We start from the raw sequence: 19,817 nt of genomic DNA, 5'->3' as shown, positions 1-19,817 counted from the left end.
CTCTATACTCGTTACTGCTAATGTTTATAGAGATTTTTTATAATAATACTATTTTCCTAGATAGTTTAATATCCCAGCTGCAATAGAAGAAGCATATTTATTTTGATAGCTTGAATTATTTAACATTCCCTCTTCTTGAGAATTTGTAATGAATGCTAGTTCAACCAATACTGAGGTTGCCTTTGTATTCTTAAATACATAATAATTATCGCTTTTGATACCCCTATTAGAAAGCTTAATATTTTTAACCAATTGGTTTTGAATGCTACCTGCTAATGACTTAGCTTTACTATTTTGTGGAGCATAATAAGTCTCCATACCTTTAGCGCTTCTAAAAATAGAGCTATTGGCATGTATACTAATAAATAAATCTGCATTTGCCTTATTTGATATCTCTGTTCTAGCTTTTAAATCTGCTTTTATATTCTTTGGCCAAGCTACATTATCTGATTTTCTAGTATATAAAACCTTTATTCCTTTACTTTCAAGAATACTACCTAATTTTAAAGCTATTGGAAGGGTTACATTCTTTTCTCTTGTTTTTCTGCCTCCAATAGCTCCAATATCATATCCACCATGTCCTGCATCTATTACCACTACAGTTTGTTTTTTAACCATAGGCTTATTTGTTATATTTACGTTACTGGCAAGTAAAATAGCATTTTCTACAGAGTTTACTTCAATTGATTTTAAATCCTTCTCATAACCGTTAGAATTTACAGCTGTTGAATATTGCGTTCTATTATAAAATCCTATGGCAACAACAGCTGCTGCCATAAGGATTACTTTTTTTATTTGTGTCTTTTTGATCATCTGATTAATCTCCAATCTCCTATTACACCTTTAGTACCCATATGTAAACTTATATTAATTGCAAAACTATATATATTATTCCACTATTCCGGCATAAATTAATCAATATTTTTTACTATTACAAAATTCTTTATTCAGATTGGATTATGATTAAAATAAAAACCAGCATAAATTTTTTAAAATTTATACTGGTTTTACTAATCATTTTCTATTTAAAGCTTTCAAAGGATACATATTCACCAACTGGCCTTCTATATCCTCTTAATCTGGTCTTCTTAGTATCTTCTTTTCCCATAGTAATTAACATAACAATTTCAAGGTTTTCAGGAATATTAAATAATTCACGTACTCTATTTTGATCAAAGCCTATCATTGGACATGTATCCCATCCCTTGTCTTTTGCTATGAGCATGAACATCATTGCAGATAAAGATGCGTTTCTTATAGCCTCATCCCTTTGAAATTCTTTTCCTCTTCCCTCGTATAAATTGTTAATATCATTAATCATTTGGTCATAGTCAAACTGGGATATCATCTTCAAGTTTAACATACCAGAATATATTTTATCTGATTTCTTATAAGCATCTTTGTCTCCGAGTACAAGGATAGCAGCAGAAGCTGTATGTATTTTGTATTGATTAAAAGCTGCTTCTCTTAATGCCTCTTTCTTATCTTCATCAGTAATTACTAAATAATTAGCATGCTGTATGTTAAAACAGGAAGGTGCTAATTTCAAGAGTTCAAATATTTCTTGAAAGTCTTCTTTAGGAATTTTAATTCCTTCAATAAAATTGTTAGGTGATCTTCTCTTCTCAATTAAACCTTTTAAATCTGACATTTTAATACCTCACTTTTTAAATTTATTTTTTTGAAAAACTATTATATAAAACGCTTATCTATCTAACTTTTAGTTATTTAATTACCTTATGTAAGTATAATACACCAAAATGGTTCCTTTGTCAAGAAATAGTAAAGGACTACCTATAATTATTATAAGCAGTCCAAATAATTAACTTCTTGCTTGAATTTTTTTGAAGTCATTTAGTATTCTAATATAATGATTTGCTTCTCTTACGACATGATCTCCTAAAAGAGGGTAAGCTATAGATTTAATCTTACATTGAATTAATCCTTCAGTTCCTTGTCTCTTAAAATCTCTTAAATCCTCCGTATTATTAAGACTCCTAGAGGTTACTGCTGGAAGAAGATTCAAATTACTAGAAAGCTCTTTTGCTTCAGCAGTAAGTTTATCAAACTTCTCTCCAAAATCATTTGCGGTATTAAATAACTTTACCTCAGTAGGATCCAATAGACCGCGAATAAACTTTGAATGCTCTGCCATAATTCTATTCCAAAAGGTCTCTTGATAAGCAGCTTCTCGAGTTAAATCTGCTTCTTCACGATTTTGCAATTTTCTAAGCAATCTTAAATAAAATATAGCTTCTCTAAGTATATGATCAAGTAGAAGAGGGTAATTTGTTGTAAAGACTTTGCAGGCAAGCACATCTTGAAGAAGGCCCTTCTTAAAAGCAGCTAGCTGTTCAGCGGCATAAATTGCTCGGTTATTCAGATCATTTACCATTCTTACAAGACTTGGAGTAATACGACCATTTTCAGTACCTAATACCATAGTCTCCATTCTTGTTATATTGGGGTCTATTGCAATTCCTGCATAATATTGTGTTTCACGTTCTGCTTCTAAGGTTAAGTCAGTTACAAACTCACCTGATTTTGCTACTTCGGGACTTATAATTCCATTAGATAATCTTATGTTTTCAACCAGTAATTGACTAAATACATTCTTAAGCTGTTCTGCCCTGTTAATTAATTGAGGATTTTTAGTAGTAAATCCAGCCTCTAAAAATATAGAATGCTCTTTTGCTATTCTCATAAAAAACATGTTTAGCTCTAGGGATTGCCTTACATACTCACTATTTGACAGCATGAACTATGCTCCTTTAAATTTACTTACGATACATAATATGCTGAATTTATTAAAACTGTTAAAAAAATTATAACTTCACAGCCTTTACTGAAGCAGACATAATATATTCTCCAACTTTTAAATTATGTCCCCACTTTTTTGCATACTCTTCTGATACTTCATTAATTTCTATGATAATTTGTCTAAAGCCTGCCTTTTCAAGATACAATTCCAATTCTTCAACTGAAGATGCACCTGTTACTCAGCCACAGTAGAGCTTTTCATCCTGCTTCATTTCCTCAGTAAGCTCTCTCACTAACACTATATCTGATATAGCTACTCTTCCACCTTTTTTCAACACACGGTGAGCTTCGTCATATACCCTTTGTTTATTTGGTGATAAATTTATAACACAATTTGATATTATTACATCCGCAGTGTTATCAGCTACTGGCAGATTCTCTATTTCGCCTAATCTAAAATCCACATTTGTATACCTATTTTTCTTAGCAATAGTCCTTGCTTTACTGAGCATTTCTGGAGTCATGTCTACTCCAATAACATAACCTTTTGGTCCAACCTTTTTAGAAGCTAAAAAGCAATCAAAGCCCCCTCCACTCCCAAGGTCTACAACTGTTTCATTCTCTTTTATGTTAGCTAATAGCAGAGGATTACCGCAACCAAGTCCCATATTTGCGCCCTCAGGTACCATTGATATTTCCTCATCAGAATATCCTATTTTACGGGCTATCTCCTCAGCAGAACCTTTTATATTACTGCTATCTCCACAGCATCCTGACTTTTTAATAGTGCCAACAGCAATCTTCTTATAACTATCACGAACTATATTTCTAATGTCAGCTTTTTTGAAATCACTCATTTTTCCCTGCCTCCTTAAATTTAACACTGACTTTGTTAATTAGAATGTGTTTTTTTTTATATTCTATTAATATAATTCTCAAATCAAATCCAATTTATTGAAACTATCTTCATTATAAATTCAAAGTTATATAATTTCAATTAATCATTTGAAACAAAAAAGCTTCCGATGAATTTTGTTTCATCGGAAGCTTTTAAGCATCAAAATTAAAGAATATATTCTACAGGTGGGTTTCCTGAAAAATCAGCTATAACAGCTTTTGCATCTTTAAGGTAAAACACTTCTAAAATTGGATTTTCAGCAGTTTTATATATGGATTTTACTAGTGAGCTACTTTCAATAACAGCCTTTTTAATTGCTATATCATTTAAGAAAACAACTTTTCCATTTAGTCTAATCCATTGGAATTTACCACTTGAGCCTGTAACTTCAACATATGGGCATTTTTGAAGCTGTGCAAAAACACTTTTTTGATTATTTGTACAGAAGTAGAGCTTTCCATCTCTTTCAATCATAAACTGAAAAGGACGTACCTTTGGTTTACCATCTAATCCTATAGTTGCAAAGTATTGTACAGGATTCTCTTTTAAAAATTTTACTACTTCATTCATATTTAACATCTCCTAAATAAATTGTTTTTTGCCGGCTACAATTATATAATAAAATCATAAGTATATTTTAGCAAGTAAGCACTTAAAAGTGCTATAGGTACCCATTAGTAACTATTGCAATTTTAGACTCTTTACAGACATTAGTAATAGTAAATTAACATGATCAGCAGCTTAATTAAACAATTTTATCTATGGGAGGTGGCTTATTTTATGAAAAAAGAATTACCTGCTTGTCCAGTTGAAATAACTCTCTTACGTATAGGTGATAAATGGAAGGTATTAATATTAAGAGAACTTATTACTGGCACAAAACGCTTTGGTGAATTGAAAAAATCCATAGGCATAATTAGCCAAAAGGTGCTTACTCAACAGCTTAGATCCATGGAAGAAGATGGACTTGTTAATAGAAAAATATACGCAGAAGTGCCCCCAAGGGTTGAATATTCGCTTACCGAGGATGGCTATAGTTTAAAACCTATACTAGACTCAATGGTACAGTGGGGCAAACAATATAAGGAAAAACGTTTGTAAATAGCTTTAAGGCACTGGTTCATACTGCACCAGTGCCTTTTCTTTAATCTAAATTCAGCTTTCTTTTAAATATATAATTTGTTCCAATGTAGCAGCCGACTCCCATTATAATAAGCATAAGTATTACAAGTGGGAAAAACACTTTAGGGAATAACAATGCTATATCGGGTTTATTTGATGTATACACTCCTAAAGTACCAAATAACATTAGCATTAAAAATTGGATAACAGTATAAATAGCCATATAAGCTGCAAACGAACCAATAATCTTATGCTTAGAAAATAGTTGGCCTAAAGCTATAGAAACATATATTAATAGTATATTTGATACTAAGCTAAGCAGGCACATAATAACCACTTCAATGATAAACAGCACTGAGTTCCCGCCAAAGTCTCTATTAATGCTTAACATAGTCTGCCTTATTCCATCTATAATAGCAGGCATACTATCTGGTTTAGCAAAGGCAATAAATAGAGAGAGCAATATCACTGCTATGCTGAGAATAGTCCATAGCACAGTAATTAATAATTTAGAGGTAATTAACTGATGAGATTTTGTAGGTAGAGTAAACATTAAGTATCCTTCATCAGTTAAAAGATTTTTATAGAACCGAACAATCATATAAATAACAGTCACAATTAAAACTACGAAAATTAATATTATATAACTAGCCATAAAAAATACATTGATAAATTTAGCTATTCCATCATAATCATTTAATTTAAACACAAAACGGTTAATTACGGATAATAATAATAGTATCAAATATAGTGGAATTAAAAGTCTAGAAGTAGCCTTTAATTCATATTTCATTAATTTAGTTAACATCTAAATACCTCCCTAAACAATGAATCTATTGATTTACCTTCCTTTGCTCTTACATCATCTACAGAAGATTGTAGAGTAACAGTTCCATTTTTAATAAATATAACCTCATCAAGTATATTTTCAATCTCTGAAATAAGATGGGTGGATATTAAAACTGTAGCATTTTCGTTATAGTTAGTAATAATTGTATTAAGAATATAATCTCTTGATGCAGGGTCAACTCCTCCAATAGGTTCATCTAAGCAATAAAGCTCTGCTTTGCGGCTCATAACTAATATAAGCTGTACCTTTTCTTTTGTGCCCTTTGATAGAGTTTTAAGCTTTCTACTTGGGTCAATCTGCAAACGCTGAAGCATATCATAAGCCTTCTTAGCATCAAAATCATCATAAAAATCTTTAAAAAAGTCTATAATCTCACTTACCTTCATCCAGTCAGCTAGGTAAGTTCTCTCTGGCAAATACGATACTATTTTTTTAGTTTCAACTCCTGGCTCCATTCCTGCTATTTGAATTTTTCCTTCGCTTGGAACTAAAAGACCATTTATTATTTTTAAAAGAGTAGTTTTTCCACTTCCATTTGGACCTAATAATCCAATAATACGTCCCCTCTCCAATTTCAAATTTATATTTGATAGAGCATCTAAGCTAGAAAATTTTTTAGATAGAGCTTCACACTCTAAAATTGTATTCATTATTCCATCTCCTTTACTGCTTCTGACAGCATTGATATTACTTCTTCTTTTTCAAATCCAAGCTGATTCATTTTATCTAAAAAATCAAGTATTAAATTCTTTGCAGATTTCCTCTTTAGGTCTTTAATTAATGTTAAATCTGACGTAATGTACCTTCCGCTTGTTCGATTGCTATAAATTAATCCAGTCCGCTCAAGCTCCGAGAGTGCCTTTTGCATAGTGTTAGGATTAACCGAAGCTTCTGCAGCTAACTCTCTAACAGAAGGAAGCTTATCAGAGGGCTTAAAATTGCCAGAGACTATGGATGCTTGAATTTGTTCAATCAATTGTATATAAACCGGCCTTTCAGAATTAATCTCCCATTTCATTCTAAAACTCCTTTCAATGTATTACTGTATTAAGTGGTTAATACAATAATACAATACTAGTAAAATATTGTCAATACCTTTATGTAACATTTTTCTAAGTTTCATGAAATATTTGAATTGCAGTTTCATTAATACTATAATAAAGACACTAATTATCATATGAACTATATAAAATTCTACATAGTTTATGAGAGGATTGAATTATGGATATAAAACAACTTGTTATTTTTACTACTATTGTTGAGGAAGGCAATATTACAGCAGCAGCCAAAAAGCTTCATATAGCGCAGCCAGCGCTAAGTAATCAATTAAAATTGATGGAAGAAGAGCTCGGTACTAAGCTTATGAATCGTGGTTCAAGAAAAATGACCCTTACAGATGCAGGAGAGATACTTTATCGTAAAGCAAAGCATATTTCTGCACTTACTCAATCCATACATAAAGAAATTACTGATTATAACAATGGACTGGCAGGAACACTTCGAATTGGCATAACTCCAATGGTTGATAGCACTCTTATCAATGGTAACCTTATAAATTTTAATAAAGAGAATCCTCAAATAAAGTATGAACTTTATGAAGGCAGCACCTATGAAATTCTGGAACTCCTGTTTAATGGAATAATTGAAGCAGGTATAGTTAGAACTCCATTTAATACTAATGGGCTTGACATTCAGTATTGGGATAAAGAACCTATGATTGCATTATACAATTCAAATTATAGCTTTCTAAACATTGAGGATACAATTTCAGTAAAAGACTTAAAGGGTAAACCTATAATAATAGTTCGTAAGCTAGCTGAGATACTTACAGCTGCTTGTTTGGATGAGGGCTTTGAACCTAATATCTTTTGTTTAAATAATTATTTACCAGTGAATCTGCTTTGGGCACAAGCAGGACTTGGTGTTGCAGTAGCCCCATTATCTGCTTTAAACCTTGTAACAGATAAAGCCATGAACTACAAGATTATCGATGTACCATCCTTTTATACGCAAATTGCAATAATTACAGTTAAAGACAGGTATTTATCCGCTGTTTCTAAAAAATTTTTAGAAATGGTGGGCTTAGATAAAAGCTTTCGCTGATGAAATTATAATAGCGAAAAGTTAATAGTGAAAAAAGAAGGAATTTTTGCCCTTACGGCAAAAATTCCTTCTTTACTTCTTACTTTTCTTAATAATACTATTTATCTAATTGTTCAATAATATATTCAAAACCATACTTTCCATAATCTTCCCAAAACTTGTTGCGACCTTCTGGAAACTTAACAGGTTCACTTAAACGCTGTTGTTCAGTAAGTGCTTCTTCCTTAGGACGTTTTTCATATTTAACTTCGTCATTGCATTTTCTAAGTAGTTCCTCACCTTTTTGATTGTTAATCAAAATTATTGAAACACCCTTTTTATCCATCCATTCAGGAGCGTATTTTTCAATTCCCCAATAATCTGCAATGGTAATATCTGAGGCACGATGTATGTCAGTAAATCGGCACTTCTCACAAGAAGGACGCATTATGGTCTTTTCTTCTAAGAAAAGCTTATAGAATCTAGTGTCATTATGAACCTGCTCACTCTGTGAAGTAGTAAACAAAAAAGCCTTTTTACTATTTTCACGGCTCCAATCTATTTCCTTAGTTCTAAACTTGACACTTGTTAATCTGCCTCCATACTCTTTTTCCAGCAGTGTTTTATAATCTTCCCATACTAAAGGACTAGGAATACTATGGCAAATTAAATCGCATAGATATAGATTATAAGCCAAGCTAGAATGCCCTATAAATGCCTTAAGTCCAGCAATTTGGCAGGGGGTTCCTGTGAATAACACCTTTTTATTATCCACTAGGTCCTTTTCTACTTCCTGAAAAATTTCGCCCATATTGCTTTGTACATACTTGGATATTCTCATTGAATTCCTCTGTTCATAATTTTCCGCTCTCTTATGCAGCACATGGAATTCATCATCATACTCAGCACCGTAGACTACTCCACCTTCTCCAAGTATTGCATCTGAAATTGCAGTGAAGATTCCTCCTGAGGTTGACTTCAATAAAACCTCTTCTGATTTATGCTTGGCTACCAAAATTTCCGGTATATTTTCATTTTTATAATTTCCATCTTGAGTTAAAGGACATACATTTACACAGTTATTACAATCTACACATAGGGCTTGGTCTATAACAGGATATAAAAAACCTTCTTCATCTGCTTTCATACAAATTGCATTTGTAGGGCATGTGTTGTAACAGGCACTGCAGCCACTGCAATCTTCCTTCTTTGAATGGACACTCTCCATGATATTCTCTCCTTTGTTTTGGTAAAAAAATTAACCAACTATAGCAATTCAGCTTAATAAACTACTTCTATGTTAATACAAATTGCTATATCAAACAAATTGATTATTTCTTTAAATAAAGCCGGTTATATTCATATACGCAGCTGAGAGCATTATTTGGGGAGTAAAACGATTAAAATCACCGCCTAAGGCCTGTTAAAAGTTTAATTTTAATAATTTAATAAAGCCACAGATTGCATTTGAAAAAAAATCAATCTTCACGCTTATCTCCGAAAAAGAAAAGTGCAACAGTTCCAGGTCCAGTATGTGAACCTATTACAGTACCAATACTGTTAATCATGACAGAACCATTGAGGTGAGGAAACTTTTCCTCGACTAGATCTGCCACCTTACGTGCATCGTCATAGCAAAGCGAATTCGAAATAAAGCACTTTCCCGAGTAATTTGTGCCGTCTTTTGCATGTGCTTCCATCTTGCGGACAATCTCGTTTATGACAAGTTTTTTACCTCGAATCTTCGTGCGAGGAATAAGTTTTCCGTCATAACTCATATTCATAAGTGGGCATATATTCAGCATATTTCCAACAATTGCAGTTGTGGCTGGTATACGACCACCACGTTTATAGTGTGTAAGATTTGTAGAAAAAAACCAATGGTGTATGTTAAGCTTATTTTCTTCTACAAAGGCATACACCTCTTCAATGGTTGCGCCATTGTCCCTCATATCTGCCGCCATATCAGTTAGTAGACCATAACCCGATGATGCGCCTAGTGAATCCACAATGAGAATTTTTCGTGCTGGATATTTTAATAAAAGTTCCTTTTTAGCAATATTGGCCGAATTGTATGATCCTGACAACCCAGTTGATAGTGAAATGTGCAAGATATCCTTGCCATCCCTTAAATACGGTTCAAAGAAGTCAATAAACTGTCCTACGTTTACCTGTGAGGTAGTTGGCATGGACCCTGCATCAATTCTACCATAAAATTCTTTAAAAGACATGGTTTGACCCAAATCATCCAGATATTCTTTTCCGTCCATATTATAATGAAAACAAACAAATGGGATATTCCTTTTTTGGAAGTACTCATATGGCATATCTGCGGTGGAACAACAAGTAAGAACATAATCAGACATATTCAACACTCCTTAATATTATCCTTCGATTTCATCAGTTAGCTTAATTATCTCATCTATTATATTTCCAATATGCTCAATTGTGTCAAGCAGAGGCTTATCAGTAGTAATATCTACTCCAGCCATTTTAGCAAGCTCCACTGGAGTCTTGGTTGAACCAGCTTTTAACACTTCTCTCCAATCATCTATAGCAGGCTGTCCTTCCTCTAGAATTCTCTTGCTTACTTCAGTAGCTATGGTAAGTCCTGCACTGTAAGTATAAGGATAAAGTCCCATATAGTAATGAGGCTGTCTCATCCATGTAAGCTCTGCACCATCTGTTATCTTCACAGAATCTCCCCAGAACTTTTCAAGAGTATTTCTCATTATCTCATTTAAAGTTGAAGCCTGTACGCTTCCACCCTTATCCATTATATTATAAACCTCTCTCTGATAAGTAGCTTCTAATAAGTGAGTAACAAAATTGTGATAATAAGTACGTCCTATCATTGAAGCTAAAACCCATCTCTTAAATCTAGGCTCATCATTAACCTTCATAAGATAATTTGCCATAAGCATCTCATTCATTGTTGATGGTGCTTCCACAAAGTAAGTCGATACATCTACATCAAAGATGCTTTGGTTTTTGTTGCATAAATCAAAATGTCCTGCGTGCCCAAGTTCATGAGCTAATACGAATGCTTCTGTCATTCTTTCATTCCATGACAGCAAAATGAAGGAATGGCTTCCATAAGGGCTTGCACAGAAGCCTCCTGTGGACTTTCCCTTGTTCTGAACAAAGTCTACCCATCTCTCATCATAGGCTCTATCAAGCATCTCAGAATAATCTTCACCAAGTATTGATAAGGCTTCTTTAATATACTTCTTAGAATCCTCTACAGTTATTGTAGGTTCATAACCAGCATCAACAGGAAGCTTTAAATCCGCAAAGGTCATCTCATCTAATTTATGTATTTTCTGAAGCAGTTTAGCATACTTTCTCATGTGAGGTGCTAGCTTTTCCATGATTAAATCTATCTGCCTGTTATATAATGTTCTATCCACCTTTTGATTAAATAATAAACTGTCTATAACCGAATCAAATCCTCTAAGAGATGCCATGGTTTTTTCCTTCTGCACCTGAGTCTGATAAGCCCCTGCTATAGTGTGCTGATATTCTCTTAATTTAGAAGAAAAAGCTTCAAAAGCAGCTCTTCGTACCCTTGTGTCATTTTCATATTCCCATTCATTCTCAAAGAGTACAAAGCTAAGCGGATACTCAACACCATCTACAGTAAAACTCTTGAAATTCATATCCGCAAGCTTAGCTCTTCCATAGATACTATATGGTGCCTCTAAGGTTCCAGATAATGCTGCTAATACTTTTTCTACTTCTGGATGAAGAGCATGAGGCTTACTTCTCTTTATATTTATTAAATAATTACAGTTTTCTTCTGACAAACTTATTGCTTCATCAATAACTTTATCATCAGCTTGAATTAGTTCACTTTCAATAAAGCTCAATCTGCTGCTAATGTCGGACTCAATGTTCATAAATTTCATGTATCTTTCCTGATTTTTCTCGTTAGTATGATCTACTTCCACTGAAAGCTCAGCATAATGTACCGTAAGATGCAAAATCTGCATTACTTCTCTTAACTTATCCAAGCATCCATTAATATTTTCTGCATCACTTAGCTTTCCTTTATAGTCCTTTTCCAATTGTAAAGCAAGTTCCTGAAGCTTTTTCACAGCGGAGTTATATTCATCTTCAGTACCGAATATAGCGGATAAATCCCAAGTAAGAGATTGATCCACATCCTTTCTATCCTTTAAAACTTTTGCCATTTTACTACCCCCTCATATCATTTGACCCCAACTTCTTTAGTATTGTTATTGCCTATTACTATAGTATTACTCATATTTTTCCTCCAAGACCAAAATAGAGTATACATATATATAATATTACCTCAAAAAGTGAATAATTGTACACCTTTTACAAAAATATCCTAATCAACAAATAATTTTTCTAACTATATAAGTGCTTTCAAGTTGCTTATTGTATTAGAAACTGCTTTAACTCTCTAATGGCAAACATACAGTAAAAGTAGTACCTATTCCTATTTCGCTTTGCACTTCTATAGATCCCCCCAATAAATCCAGAATCCTCTTAACCAGTGTCAACCCTAGACCATTCCCCTCAGAGTGCCTGGTGCGGTCACCTTGATAAAACTTTTCAAAAATATGTTTCTGCACTTCTTCAGTCATTCCGCTGCCTGTATCTGATATAGAAACATAAATTCTATTATCATATTCTTTTATAGAGGTATAGATTTTGCCGCTTTCAGGTGTGAATTTAATTGCATTTCCATAAATATTAAGCCATACTTGCATCAAAAATTCTTCATTTCCAAAGTAATTTATTATTGGCAGTTCAAGATCTATTTCTAGGTTCTTTTTTGACCATTTGCCTTCAAGGAATAGCAGCGCTTGTCTTATTTGTTCATCTAGCGAGAAACTTTTCTTTTCAGGCATAATTTTCTGTGATTCAAATTCAGAAAGCTTAAGTATATTCCCTGAAAGAGAAGAAAGCTGTGCAGCACTATCAAGAATCATTTGAGTATATTCTTTACGTTCTTCCTCTATCAATAATGGATCCTGTAATAATGTAGCGTAGCCCTCAATAGAAGCAATAGGAGTTTTAAACTCATGAGAAACATTCACTATAAAATCATTTCTTAAGGTTTCAATTCCATTTAATTCATCAATCATCTTATTAAAATGCAGATTCATATCACGAATTTCATCCTCAGGATAGTTTTCATCTAGTCTGACGCTGAAGTCACCTTTAGCTACTTTTTTCGTAGCATCAATTAAAGTTTCTATAGGGCGTAGTATCCTATGTCCAATTATAAGAGTAAAAAAAGTTGAGATAATCATGCAGAAAAATACCATTGAAATAATTGGAACTATTGGATTCCGATGCTGTGGAAAATAGCCATAGTAGAATGATATAAGTGCAATAGCAGCCATTAAAGAAAAAACAGTAAAAGTAATAAAAATAACGCCAACAGTAAACCGTATCCATAGCTTAGAATGAGATCTTTTTCTCATTTTTTCACCGCCTTATATCCAAGTCCGCGTACAGTTATAATTTCAAAGTCCGGGTTACTTTGTAGATGTCTTCTTATCCTGTTTACATGGACATCTATTGTCTGAATATCAGATTCGCTATTGATACCCCAGATTTCATCCATAAGCTGCTGCCTTGTAAATATTTTATTTGGATAAGCAACTAACTTATAAAGTAAATAAAATTCCTTCTGAGGAAGCTCAATAGATTCTTCTCCTCTTGAAACCGAAAGTGAATCATAATCAAGAATGGTCTGTCCGACTATCTGCTTTCTTTCATGAACAATTTTTGCACGCCTAAGTAATGCCCCTACCCGAAGTACCATTTCATTTACATCAATAGGTTTTACCATATAATCATCGGTGCCAGCCATGAATCCCCGCTTTTTTGCTAGAAAATCTTCTTTAGCTGTAATCATAAGAATAGGTATTTCTGAATTAGTATCTCTAAGAGATTTTGTAAATTCATATCCATCCATATTAGGCATCATAATATCTGAAATAATCAAATCTACATATTCTTTCTCTAATATATCCCATGCCTTCATTCCATCCTCTGCACTCAAGGTTCGATAGCCATTTTTTGAGAGCACAGTACAAAATAATTTACATAATTTATTATCATCTTCTACTACTAAAATTGTAAGCAAAAAAAGCCCCCCATTCCTAAGGTTATTTATACATATATATACTACAACTTAAACATGAACGGAAGATGAATTATAGTTACATATAGTATCGACAAAAGAAAAAAATATTTACATTAATTCATCTTTAGTTCATGTTAGTCAAATATACTTGCGTTACAAAACAATTAATGAAAGGGAGAAAATCTAACATGAAAAAGAAGATTATTATAGGTGTAATTTTAGCTGCACTCATAGCAGGAGCATTTGTATTTAGACCAACTGCTACAAAGGCACGCGATGCAAATACTGTTCAAACTTTTACCTTAAAAAAATCAAATCTTGTAAACTCAGTTTTAGTGTCTGGAACTATTACTAGCAGCGATAGCAAAAATGTATATTCAACAGTAACAAACTATCCTGTAAAGAAAGTAAATTTTAAGGTTGGTGATAAAGTAAAAACTGGTGATGTGCTTGCACAACTTGACACAACGAACCTGGAACTAGATATAAAACAAGCTGAGTTAAATCTAAAAAATGCTGAGGAGTCACTAAAAACTGAAGAAGCTACTAATAAATATAATTTGCAGAATGCAACAAACAATGTGGAATCGTCAAAACTAGACCTAGATAATTCTAAGAGCAGCTATGATAAGGTTAAGATGCTTTATGATGAAGGAAAAAGTACTTCAGACGACCTTTCAAAAGCAGAATTAACCTTAAAAAAATCTCAGATTGCTTACGATAATGCCACAGCATCATTAAACAATGTAAAAAATAAAAACAGTAATGCATCAAAAAACAGCATAGAAAGTCAAAAGGCAGCTCTTGAAAAACAAAAGCAAACTTTAAATAATTCCAAAATAACTGCTCCTATTGATGGAACGATTACTCTAGTAAATGCAAAAGAAAATAACTCTGCAGCCGGCTTGCTGTTTGTTATTGAAGATACTGATAATTTGATTGTATCAACAGCAATAGGTGAATATGATATAGCTTCTGTAAAAGTTGGACAAGATGTAATTATTAAATCCGACAGCACAGGGGACAAAGAATTTGAAGGGACTGTATCAAAAATTGCACCTACTGCAGCTAAAGATGCTAATGGAAATACTGCTTCCTCCTCCAATGTTCAATTTGATACTCAGGTTACTTTGAAAGATAAAAACCCTAATATGAAAATAGGGATGAATGTGAGATTAACCATAAAACTAAATGAAAAAAATGATGTCTTCTCTGTTCCATACGATGCTATAGTTGCAGATGCAGATGGCAGTCAATACATTTATGTTATTGATTCCACACAAAAAGATAGCAAGTCGAAAGATACTGCTAAAAAAATAAAGGTTGAAAAGGGTATGGAAACAGATATGTATATAGAAATAATTTCTACAGATTTAAAAGATGGTATGAATATTGAGACTAATCCTAAAGATAGCTCAAAAGTAACAAAATAGGGGGGATTTACATGATTGAAGTAAAAAATCTAGGAAAAAAATATTTTATTAATACCCCTAACGAGCTGCTAGTGTTAGATAATATTAGTTTAAGAATTGAAGACGGTGAATTTGTTGCCCTTGTGGGGGCTTCCGGATCAGGCAAATCTACCTTTATGAATATTATAGGTGCCCTTGATAAGCCAACCTCTGGTGAATATTCCATAGATGGAATACCAGTTCAAAGCATGACTCAAGATGAGCTTTCTGATATAAGAGGTAAAAAAATAGGCTTTGTTTTTCAAAACTTTAATCTAATGGGTAGGTCAAATGCTCTAAAAAATGTTGAATTACCTATGCTCTATGCAGGTATAAACTCAAAGGAACGCACCAGGCGAGCAAAAGAACTTCTAGAAGTTGTTGGAATGGGAAATAGAATGGACCATATGCCAAATGAACTTTCAGGAGGACAAAAGCAGAGAGTTGCAATAGCACGTTCTCTTGTTAATGATCCATCCATTATACTTGCGGATGAGCCAACAGGTGCTCTTGATTCAAAAACTGGCGATTTAGTTATGGACATCTTTAAAAAAATTCATAGAGAAAAGAAGAAAACTATACTTCTAATTACCCACAGCATGGAAATTGCACAGATGGCACAGAGAATTATTACAATCAAAGACGGCAGAATACTAAGTGATATGCCTAATAGTGCCGTCTCTTAAAAAGAAAACGAGGTGAACAAATATGTTCTTTAAAGAAAATATGCTTTTAGCTTTAGAAAGCTTGCGTGCTAACAAGATGAGAGCATTTCTGACCATGCTTGGTATAATAATAGGAATAGCATCAGTGATAGCAATATTGTCAGTAGGAAATTCTCTCTCCTCTTCTGTTACAACACAGATGCAGGGTATGGGTACAAATAATTTTATGGTAAACGTACGGGAAAAAAGCACTCAGTCAGGTACATCCCAGCGTCAAAATAACGGACCAAATATGGTGGCATCGGGATCTACTGCAGAAGATAAGGATTTATTAACTATGGATATGCTTGATGCCTTTAAAGAAAAGTATAAAGACCAAATAGAAGCTATCAGCGTTAGTGACTCTGTGGGCAACGGGCAGGTAAAAGACGGAAGGCTCTATGCAAATGCTTCTGTTTCAGGTGTCAATGCTGGATATATGGCGGTTAATAGCGTAGAAATGATCAATGGAAGATTTATTAATAACAGTGATATCGCTGGACGTAAAAGTGTAGCTGTAGTTTCAGATAAGCTTGTAAAAAACATATTTGGTGACAATGTGAATCCTATTGGCAAAGAAATTAAATTTTATGCCTCAGACGGCATAAAAACATATATAATCATAGGAGTTTACAAATACTCTGAGTCTTCTATGTTTTCAATGGCATCTACATCTTCGGAAAAAGACACACGAACTCCTGTATATATACCTGTTTCACTTGCGAAGATGGATAAGACTACAAAAAACTATTCCTCAGCAACTATTATGAGTAAAGCCAATGTTAACTCTGATGTATTTAAAAAAAATGCAGAAAATTTTTTTGCTAAATATTACGTAAAAAATCCAAAGTGGGAAGCAAGTGTGTTTAGTATGTCCAGTCAAATTGCAACTGTGAGCTCAATGCTTTCCACAATATCAATAGCAATTTCTGTTATTGCTGCTATATCACTTTTGGTGGGCGGCATTGGGGTTATGAATATAATGCTTGTATCTGTTACGGAGAGAACAAAAGAAATTGGTACTAGAAAAGCTTTGGGTGCCAAGAATTTTCATATCCGTCTACAATTCATAACAGAAGCTATGATACTATCACTTGTTGGTGGAATAATTGGATTAATTCTTGGACTTTTAATGGGAACCTTAGGAAGCTCATTAATGGGAACTACACCTGTATTCTCAATACCTACAATAATTCTTACTATACTTTTTTCAATATCCATAGGTGTTTTCTTCGGTTATTATCCTGCAAATAAAGCCGCAAAACTCGATCCTATTGATGCATTAAGATATGAATAATAAACAACCGTCTGTAAGCAGCTATACAAGCTGCCTTCAGGCGGTGTCAAATTTTAATATTTATTATATGAAACTGAATTTTCCCTTTGCTTGCAAACCTTAGTTGCAATTTTATCATCAGCAGGATAACCAATAGTTATCATTAAATCCAAGCCTTTATTTTCAGGTATTCCTAGAAGCTCTTTTACACTCTTTGCATCAAAGGAACCAATAATACATGTTCCAAGTGAAAGCTCTGCAGCCTTTAAGCAAAACATTGCAATAGCAGCGCCTACATCGCTCTTTGAATAGTCATCACCCTTCATTTTTCCTCTATTCGTTGGCATATAATTTAAACCTTCATTTACCACTGCAACCATGGCTGGAGCATTCCTAGTAAACAGATTTAAATGGTAGTCATCATCTGATGTACACTCTTTAATTTTGGAAAGAACCTGTTCCTCATCTATTACAATGAACTTCCAAGGCTGAGAATTACGTGCAGATGGTGCTAACAAGGCCACATCAAGGCACTTATCAATTAGTTCTCTATCTACTTTTTTATCAAGATAATTTCTAATACTTCGTCTCTCTTTGGAGAGTGTTGAAAAATCCACTTTTATCATCTCCTTTCCAATATATTATTACATTCTAATATCCATGTAAACCCTACTTCCAAACTAGGTAATATATTCAACATAGCTTTAGTAACTTAGTTTTAAACGCCTTCTAACCTATTATTAATTTTTTTTATCTTTTCTACGTCCATCTTTATTACTTTTCTATCATAGGTAATCAAGCCATTTAATTCATCCTCTACATCTGTAAGCTGGGTATATACAGCTGCACTAAGTCCTTTATCTCTTGCAGGTATAATTTCATCCTGATAAAGCTCCTTATAAGCTTCAAATAATACTTCAGGTGTATCAAATTTTTTATAACCATAATCATTTTCACTGAAGCAATGACCTTTTATACGGCAGTTGTATCCTCCGAACTCAGATAAAATAACAGCACGCTTAAGCTTATCTTTTTTAAACTTATACTCTTTAAAATATACATGGTGGCTTTTTATATCTCCAACTTTTTGATCGTGCCAGCCGCTGGCATGGTCTATTGTACGAGTTGAATCTATACTCAAAATTCGATTAACTGCTTCCTTTGCATCAAACTGTCCCCATCCCTCATTAAAAGGAACCCACATTGCAATGGATACGGAATTATACAAATGCTTTATCATCTCATCAAGTTCCTTATAATATTGTTTTCGCCCCTCTTCATCCTCCCTGGCAAACCACTTATAATGCGAATCCTTAATATGAATACAGGTCATCAATGGATATGTAACTATTATTCTTCTATAGTCACCACCACCATTAATCATATCCTGCCACACTAGCATTCCTATTCGGTCACAATGATAATACCAGCGAAGAGGCTCAATTTTAATATGCTTTCGCAGCATATTAAAGCCCATTTTCTTTGCAGTTTCTATATCAAAAATCATTGCTTCATCAGAAGGAGCAGTATACATGCCATCACTGTAATAGCCTTGATCTAATAATCCATTGTGAAAATAAGGCTTGTTATTTAAAAATAGCCGTTTTACTCCACTATCATCTACCTCTACAGAAAATTTTCGCATGCCAAAATAGCTTTTTACGCAGTCTTTCCCCAAAGTAACTACTAGATCATAAAGCTGGGGACTTTCCGGTGTCCATGGCATAAATCCTTTCATAGGCAGCCTAGCTGACTGGTTGGATAGAAATGAAATCATAGTTTTGCCTACTCTTGCATGGCACAGCTTTGAGCTCTTTGAAGTCACTATAAGTTCCACAGCACTTTCATCAAATAGAGGCGTTATACGCAACGAACTGATATAGTCATTTGGCACACTTTCCATCCATACGGTCTGCCATATTCCACTTTGTGGAGTGTACCACATTCCTCCTCTTTCAGTCTTTTGTTTACCGCGAGAATGGTAGGTGGTATCTGTAAAGTCCCTCACCTTTACCACTATTAGATTGCTTTCCATTAAATAATTAGTAATATCCACACTAAAAGAAGTATACCCGCCTACATGGGAGCACACCTGAGTTCCATTAATATAGACGGTTGCAGTTTGATCAACAGCACCAAAATGCAAAATTACTCTTCCCACATTGAAAACAGGAGGTAACTTTACAGTACGCTTATACCATAGCGTTTCAGTTGGTGTCAGTGGTTTTGAAAGTGTCACTCCACTGAGCTCACTTTCAGGTGAAAATGGAACTAGAATGTCTCCATGAAATTTATCTGGAATACTTTCAGTTTCAGTAATAGCATATTCCCATAGCCCATTTAAGTTTAAGTAACTGTCTCTTTCCATTTGTGGCCTAGGATATTCTTTCAATATATTATTTTTATCAAGAATTTCTCCCCATTTTGTTTTCATTCCATTCTCTCCTTTTCAAAATAGAGCTATACATAAAATTATAACCATAATATACCATTTTTGCATGTACTTATCAACAACACTATTGCCCTTAGAAAAACTATTATATTTTA

At 33.6% G+C, this 19,817-nt stretch carries 20 protein-coding genes; 5 read left to right on the top strand and 15 right to left on the bottom strand.

Translation table 11 applies throughout. From position 1 onward, the window contains the following. Positions 1–48: 48 nt before the first annotated feature. The 5 genes from bsdE14_RS13765 to bsdE14_RS13745 form a co-directional block, all read right to left on the bottom strand. On the bottom strand, positions 49–813 hold the full coding sequence (locus bsdE14_RS13765; RefSeq protein ID WP_264850532.1) for an N-acetylmuramoyl-L-alanine amidase family protein: 765 nt from the start codon (positions 811–813) through the stop codon (positions 49–51). A 208-nt stretch (positions 814–1,021) separates the two neighbouring features. Then, a complete protein-coding gene (locus bsdE14_RS13760; protein WP_264850531.1) occupies positions 1,022–1,651 on the bottom strand; it encodes a nitroreductase family protein in 630 nt (209 codons plus the stop codon). Positions 1,652–1,822: 171 nt separating this feature from the next. Beyond that, positions 1,823–2,758, bottom strand: a complete 936-nt coding sequence (locus bsdE14_RS13755; protein ID WP_264850530.1) for a DUF2935 domain-containing protein — start codon at positions 2,756–2,758, stop codon at positions 1,823–1,825. A 67-nt stretch (positions 2,759–2,825) separates the two neighbouring features. After that, on the bottom strand, positions 2,826–3,617 hold the full coding sequence (gene arsM, locus bsdE14_RS13750; RefSeq protein WP_264850529.1) for an arsenite methyltransferase: 792 nt from the start codon (positions 3,615–3,617) through the stop codon (positions 2,826–2,828). A gap of 206 nt (positions 3,618–3,823) precedes the next feature. After that, on the bottom strand, positions 3,824–4,228 hold the full coding sequence (locus bsdE14_RS13745) for a pyridoxamine 5'-phosphate oxidase family protein (RefSeq protein WP_264850528.1): 405 nt from the start codon (positions 4,226–4,228) through the stop codon (positions 3,824–3,826). A 210-nt stretch (positions 4,229–4,438) separates the two neighbouring features. Here bsdE14_RS13745 and bsdE14_RS13740 point away from each other — a divergent pair, with 210 nt between their 5' ends. Next, the gene (locus bsdE14_RS13740; RefSeq protein WP_264850527.1) at positions 4,439–4,759 is read left to right on the top strand and encodes a winged helix-turn-helix transcriptional regulator; all 321 of its coding nucleotides are present in this window, start codon (positions 4,439–4,441) and stop codon (positions 4,757–4,759) included. 43 nt (positions 4,760–4,802) lie between these two features. Here bsdE14_RS13740 and bsdE14_RS13735 read toward each other — a convergent pair whose 3' ends face one another. The 3 genes from bsdE14_RS13735 to bsdE14_RS13725 are packed head-to-tail and all read right to left on the bottom strand — an operon-like array spanning position 4,803 to position 6,648. Then, on the bottom strand, positions 4,803–5,588 hold the full coding sequence (locus bsdE14_RS13735) for a hypothetical protein (RefSeq protein WP_264850526.1): 786 nt from the start codon (positions 5,586–5,588) through the stop codon (positions 4,803–4,805). Further along, the gene (locus bsdE14_RS13730; protein WP_264850525.1) at positions 5,582–6,280 is read right to left on the bottom strand and encodes an ABC transporter ATP-binding protein; all 699 of its coding nucleotides are present in this window, start codon (positions 6,278–6,280) and stop codon (positions 5,582–5,584) included. The genes bsdE14_RS13735 and bsdE14_RS13730 overlap by 7 nt, the downstream gene beginning before the upstream one ends. After that, positions 6,280–6,648, bottom strand: a complete 369-nt coding sequence (locus bsdE14_RS13725) for a GntR family transcriptional regulator (protein WP_264850524.1) — start codon at positions 6,646–6,648, stop codon at positions 6,280–6,282. The genes bsdE14_RS13730 and bsdE14_RS13725 overlap by 1 nt, the downstream gene beginning before the upstream one ends. A 203-nt stretch (positions 6,649–6,851) precedes the next feature. Between bsdE14_RS13725 and bsdE14_RS13720 the strand changes: the two genes are divergently transcribed. Next, entirely contained in the window at positions 6,852–7,733 is an 882-nt protein-coding gene (locus bsdE14_RS13720; RefSeq protein ID WP_264850523.1) for a LysR family transcriptional regulator, read from the top strand. A 97-nt stretch (positions 7,734–7,830) separates the two neighbouring features. Here bsdE14_RS13720 and bsdE14_RS13715 read toward each other — a convergent pair whose 3' ends face one another. The 5 genes from bsdE14_RS13715 to bsdE14_RS13695 all read right to left on the bottom strand — a co-directional run bounded on the left by bsdE14_RS13715 (position 7,831) and on the right by bsdE14_RS13695 (position 13,839). Next, positions 7,831–8,940 carry a Coenzyme F420 hydrogenase/dehydrogenase, beta subunit C-terminal domain gene (locus bsdE14_RS13715; protein WP_264850522.1) on the bottom strand — a complete coding sequence of 370 codons (1,110 nt, stop codon included), beginning with the start codon at positions 8,938–8,940 and terminating at the stop codon, positions 7,831–7,833. Positions 8,941–9,190: 250 nt separating this feature from the next. After that, positions 9,191–10,078 (bottom strand): DegV family protein, encoded by an 888-nt coding sequence (locus bsdE14_RS13710; RefSeq protein ID WP_264850521.1) that lies wholly within the window; start codon positions 10,076–10,078, stop codon positions 9,191–9,193. A gap of 18 nt (positions 10,079–10,096) precedes the next feature. Then, positions 10,097–11,905: an oligoendopeptidase F gene (gene pepF, locus bsdE14_RS13705; protein WP_264850520.1), complete on the bottom strand. Its 1,809-nt coding sequence runs from the start codon at positions 11,903–11,905 to the stop codon at positions 10,097–10,099. Positions 11,906–12,133: 228 nt separating this feature from the next. Further along, positions 12,134–13,171, bottom strand: coding sequence for a HAMP domain-containing sensor histidine kinase (locus bsdE14_RS13700; protein WP_264850519.1), 1,038 nt, complete (start codon positions 13,169–13,171; stop codon positions 12,134–12,136). Further along, complete coding sequence (locus bsdE14_RS13695; protein WP_264850518.1) at positions 13,168–13,839, bottom strand: response regulator transcription factor; 672 nt, start codon at positions 13,837–13,839, stop codon at positions 13,168–13,170. Before bsdE14_RS13695 ends, bsdE14_RS13700 begins: the two co-directional genes overlap by 4 nt. 188 nt (positions 13,840–14,027) lie before the next feature. On the opposite strand from bsdE14_RS13695, the gene bsdE14_RS13690 reads away from it, so the two are divergent. From bsdE14_RS13690 to bsdE14_RS13680, 3 genes are read left to right on the top strand one after another with little or no spacing between them, the layout of a single operon-like run. Continuing rightward, positions 14,028–15,272: an efflux RND transporter periplasmic adaptor subunit gene (locus bsdE14_RS13690; RefSeq protein ID WP_264850517.1), complete on the top strand. Its 1,245-nt coding sequence runs from the start codon at positions 14,028–14,030 to the stop codon at positions 15,270–15,272. 11 nt (positions 15,273–15,283) lie between these two features. Beyond that, positions 15,284–15,976: an ABC transporter ATP-binding protein gene (locus tag bsdE14_RS13685; RefSeq protein WP_264850516.1), complete on the top strand. Its 693-nt coding sequence runs from the start codon at positions 15,284–15,286 to the stop codon at positions 15,974–15,976. A 22-nt stretch (positions 15,977–15,998) separates the two neighbouring features. Beyond that, entirely contained in the window at positions 15,999–17,291 is a 1,293-nt protein-coding gene (locus bsdE14_RS13680) for an ABC transporter permease (RefSeq protein WP_264850515.1), read from the top strand. A 53-nt stretch (positions 17,292–17,344) separates the two neighbouring features. Here bsdE14_RS13680 and bsdE14_RS13675 read toward each other — a convergent pair whose 3' ends face one another. Continuing rightward, positions 17,345–17,887, bottom strand: a complete 543-nt coding sequence (locus bsdE14_RS13675; protein ID WP_264850514.1) for a nitroreductase family protein — start codon at positions 17,885–17,887, stop codon at positions 17,345–17,347. Between the two features lie 101 nt (positions 17,888–17,988). Continuing rightward, on the bottom strand, positions 17,989–19,704 hold the full coding sequence (locus tag bsdE14_RS13670; protein WP_264850513.1) for a glycoside hydrolase family 2 protein: 1,716 nt from the start codon (positions 19,702–19,704) through the stop codon (positions 17,989–17,991). Between the last annotated feature and the right edge of the window lie 113 nt (positions 19,705–19,817).

This window comes from Clostridium omnivorum (assembly GCF_026012015.1).
Taxonomy (GTDB): Bacteria; Bacillota; Clostridia; order Clostridiales; family Clostridiaceae; genus Clostridium_AX; species Clostridium_AX omnivorum.
Note: the sequence above shows the minus strand (reverse complement) of the source record. Positions and strands in the feature narration are given on the sequence as shown.

Excerpts from the sequence above, each read along its gene's own strand:
- bsdE14_RS13715 (WP_264850522.1), bottom strand. The coding sequence starts at position 8,940 with ATGGAGAGTGTCCATTCAAAGAAGGAAGATTGCAGTGGCTGCAGTGCC.
- bsdE14_RS13725 (WP_264850524.1), bottom strand. The coding sequence starts at position 6,648 with ATGAAATGGGAGATTAATTCTGAAAGGCCGGTTTATATACAATTGATT.
- bsdE14_RS13700 (WP_264850519.1), bottom strand. The coding sequence starts at position 13,171 with ATGAGAAAAAGATCTCATTCTAAGCTATGGATACGGTTTACTGTTGGC.
- bsdE14_RS13685 (WP_264850516.1), top strand. The coding sequence starts at position 15,284 with ATGATTGAAGTAAAAAATCTAGGAAAAAAATATTTTATTAATACCCCT.
- bsdE14_RS13720 (WP_264850523.1), top strand. The coding sequence starts at position 6,852 with ATGGATATAAAACAACTTGTTATTTTTACTACTATTGTTGAGGAAGGC.
- bsdE14_RS13730 (WP_264850525.1), bottom strand. The coding sequence starts at position 6,280 with ATGAATACAATTTTAGAGTGTGAAGCTCTATCTAAAAAATTTTCTAGC.
- bsdE14_RS13680 (WP_264850515.1), top strand. The coding sequence starts at position 15,999 with ATGTTCTTTAAAGAAAATATGCTTTTAGCTTTAGAAAGCTTGCGTGCT.
- bsdE14_RS13755 (WP_264850530.1), bottom strand. The coding sequence starts at position 2,758 with ATGCTGTCAAATAGTGAGTATGTAAGGCAATCCCTAGAGCTAAACATG.
- pepF (WP_264850520.1), bottom strand. The coding sequence starts at position 11,905 with ATGGCAAAAGTTTTAAAGGATAGAAAGGATGTGGATCAATCTCTTACT.
- bsdE14_RS13765 (WP_264850532.1), bottom strand. The coding sequence starts at position 813 with ATGATCAAAAAGACACAAATAAAAAAAGTAATCCTTATGGCAGCAGCT.
- bsdE14_RS13710 (WP_264850521.1), bottom strand. The coding sequence starts at position 10,078 with ATGTCTGATTATGTTCTTACTTGTTGTTCCACCGCAGATATGCCATAT.
- bsdE14_RS13735 (WP_264850526.1), bottom strand. The coding sequence starts at position 5,588 with ATGTTAACTAAATTAATGAAATATGAATTAAAGGCTACTTCTAGACTT.
- bsdE14_RS13740 (WP_264850527.1), top strand. The coding sequence starts at position 4,439 with ATGAAAAAAGAATTACCTGCTTGTCCAGTTGAAATAACTCTCTTACGT.
- bsdE14_RS13690 (WP_264850517.1), top strand. The coding sequence starts at position 14,028 with ATGAAAAAGAAGATTATTATAGGTGTAATTTTAGCTGCACTCATAGCA.
- bsdE14_RS13745 (WP_264850528.1), bottom strand. The coding sequence starts at position 4,228 with ATGAATGAAGTAGTAAAATTTTTAAAAGAGAATCCTGTACAATACTTT.
- bsdE14_RS13670 (WP_264850513.1), bottom strand. The coding sequence starts at position 19,704 with ATGAAAACAAAATGGGGAGAAATTCTTGATAAAAATAATATATTGAAA.
- bsdE14_RS13760 (WP_264850531.1), bottom strand. The coding sequence starts at position 1,651 with ATGTCAGATTTAAAAGGTTTAATTGAGAAGAGAAGATCACCTAACAAT.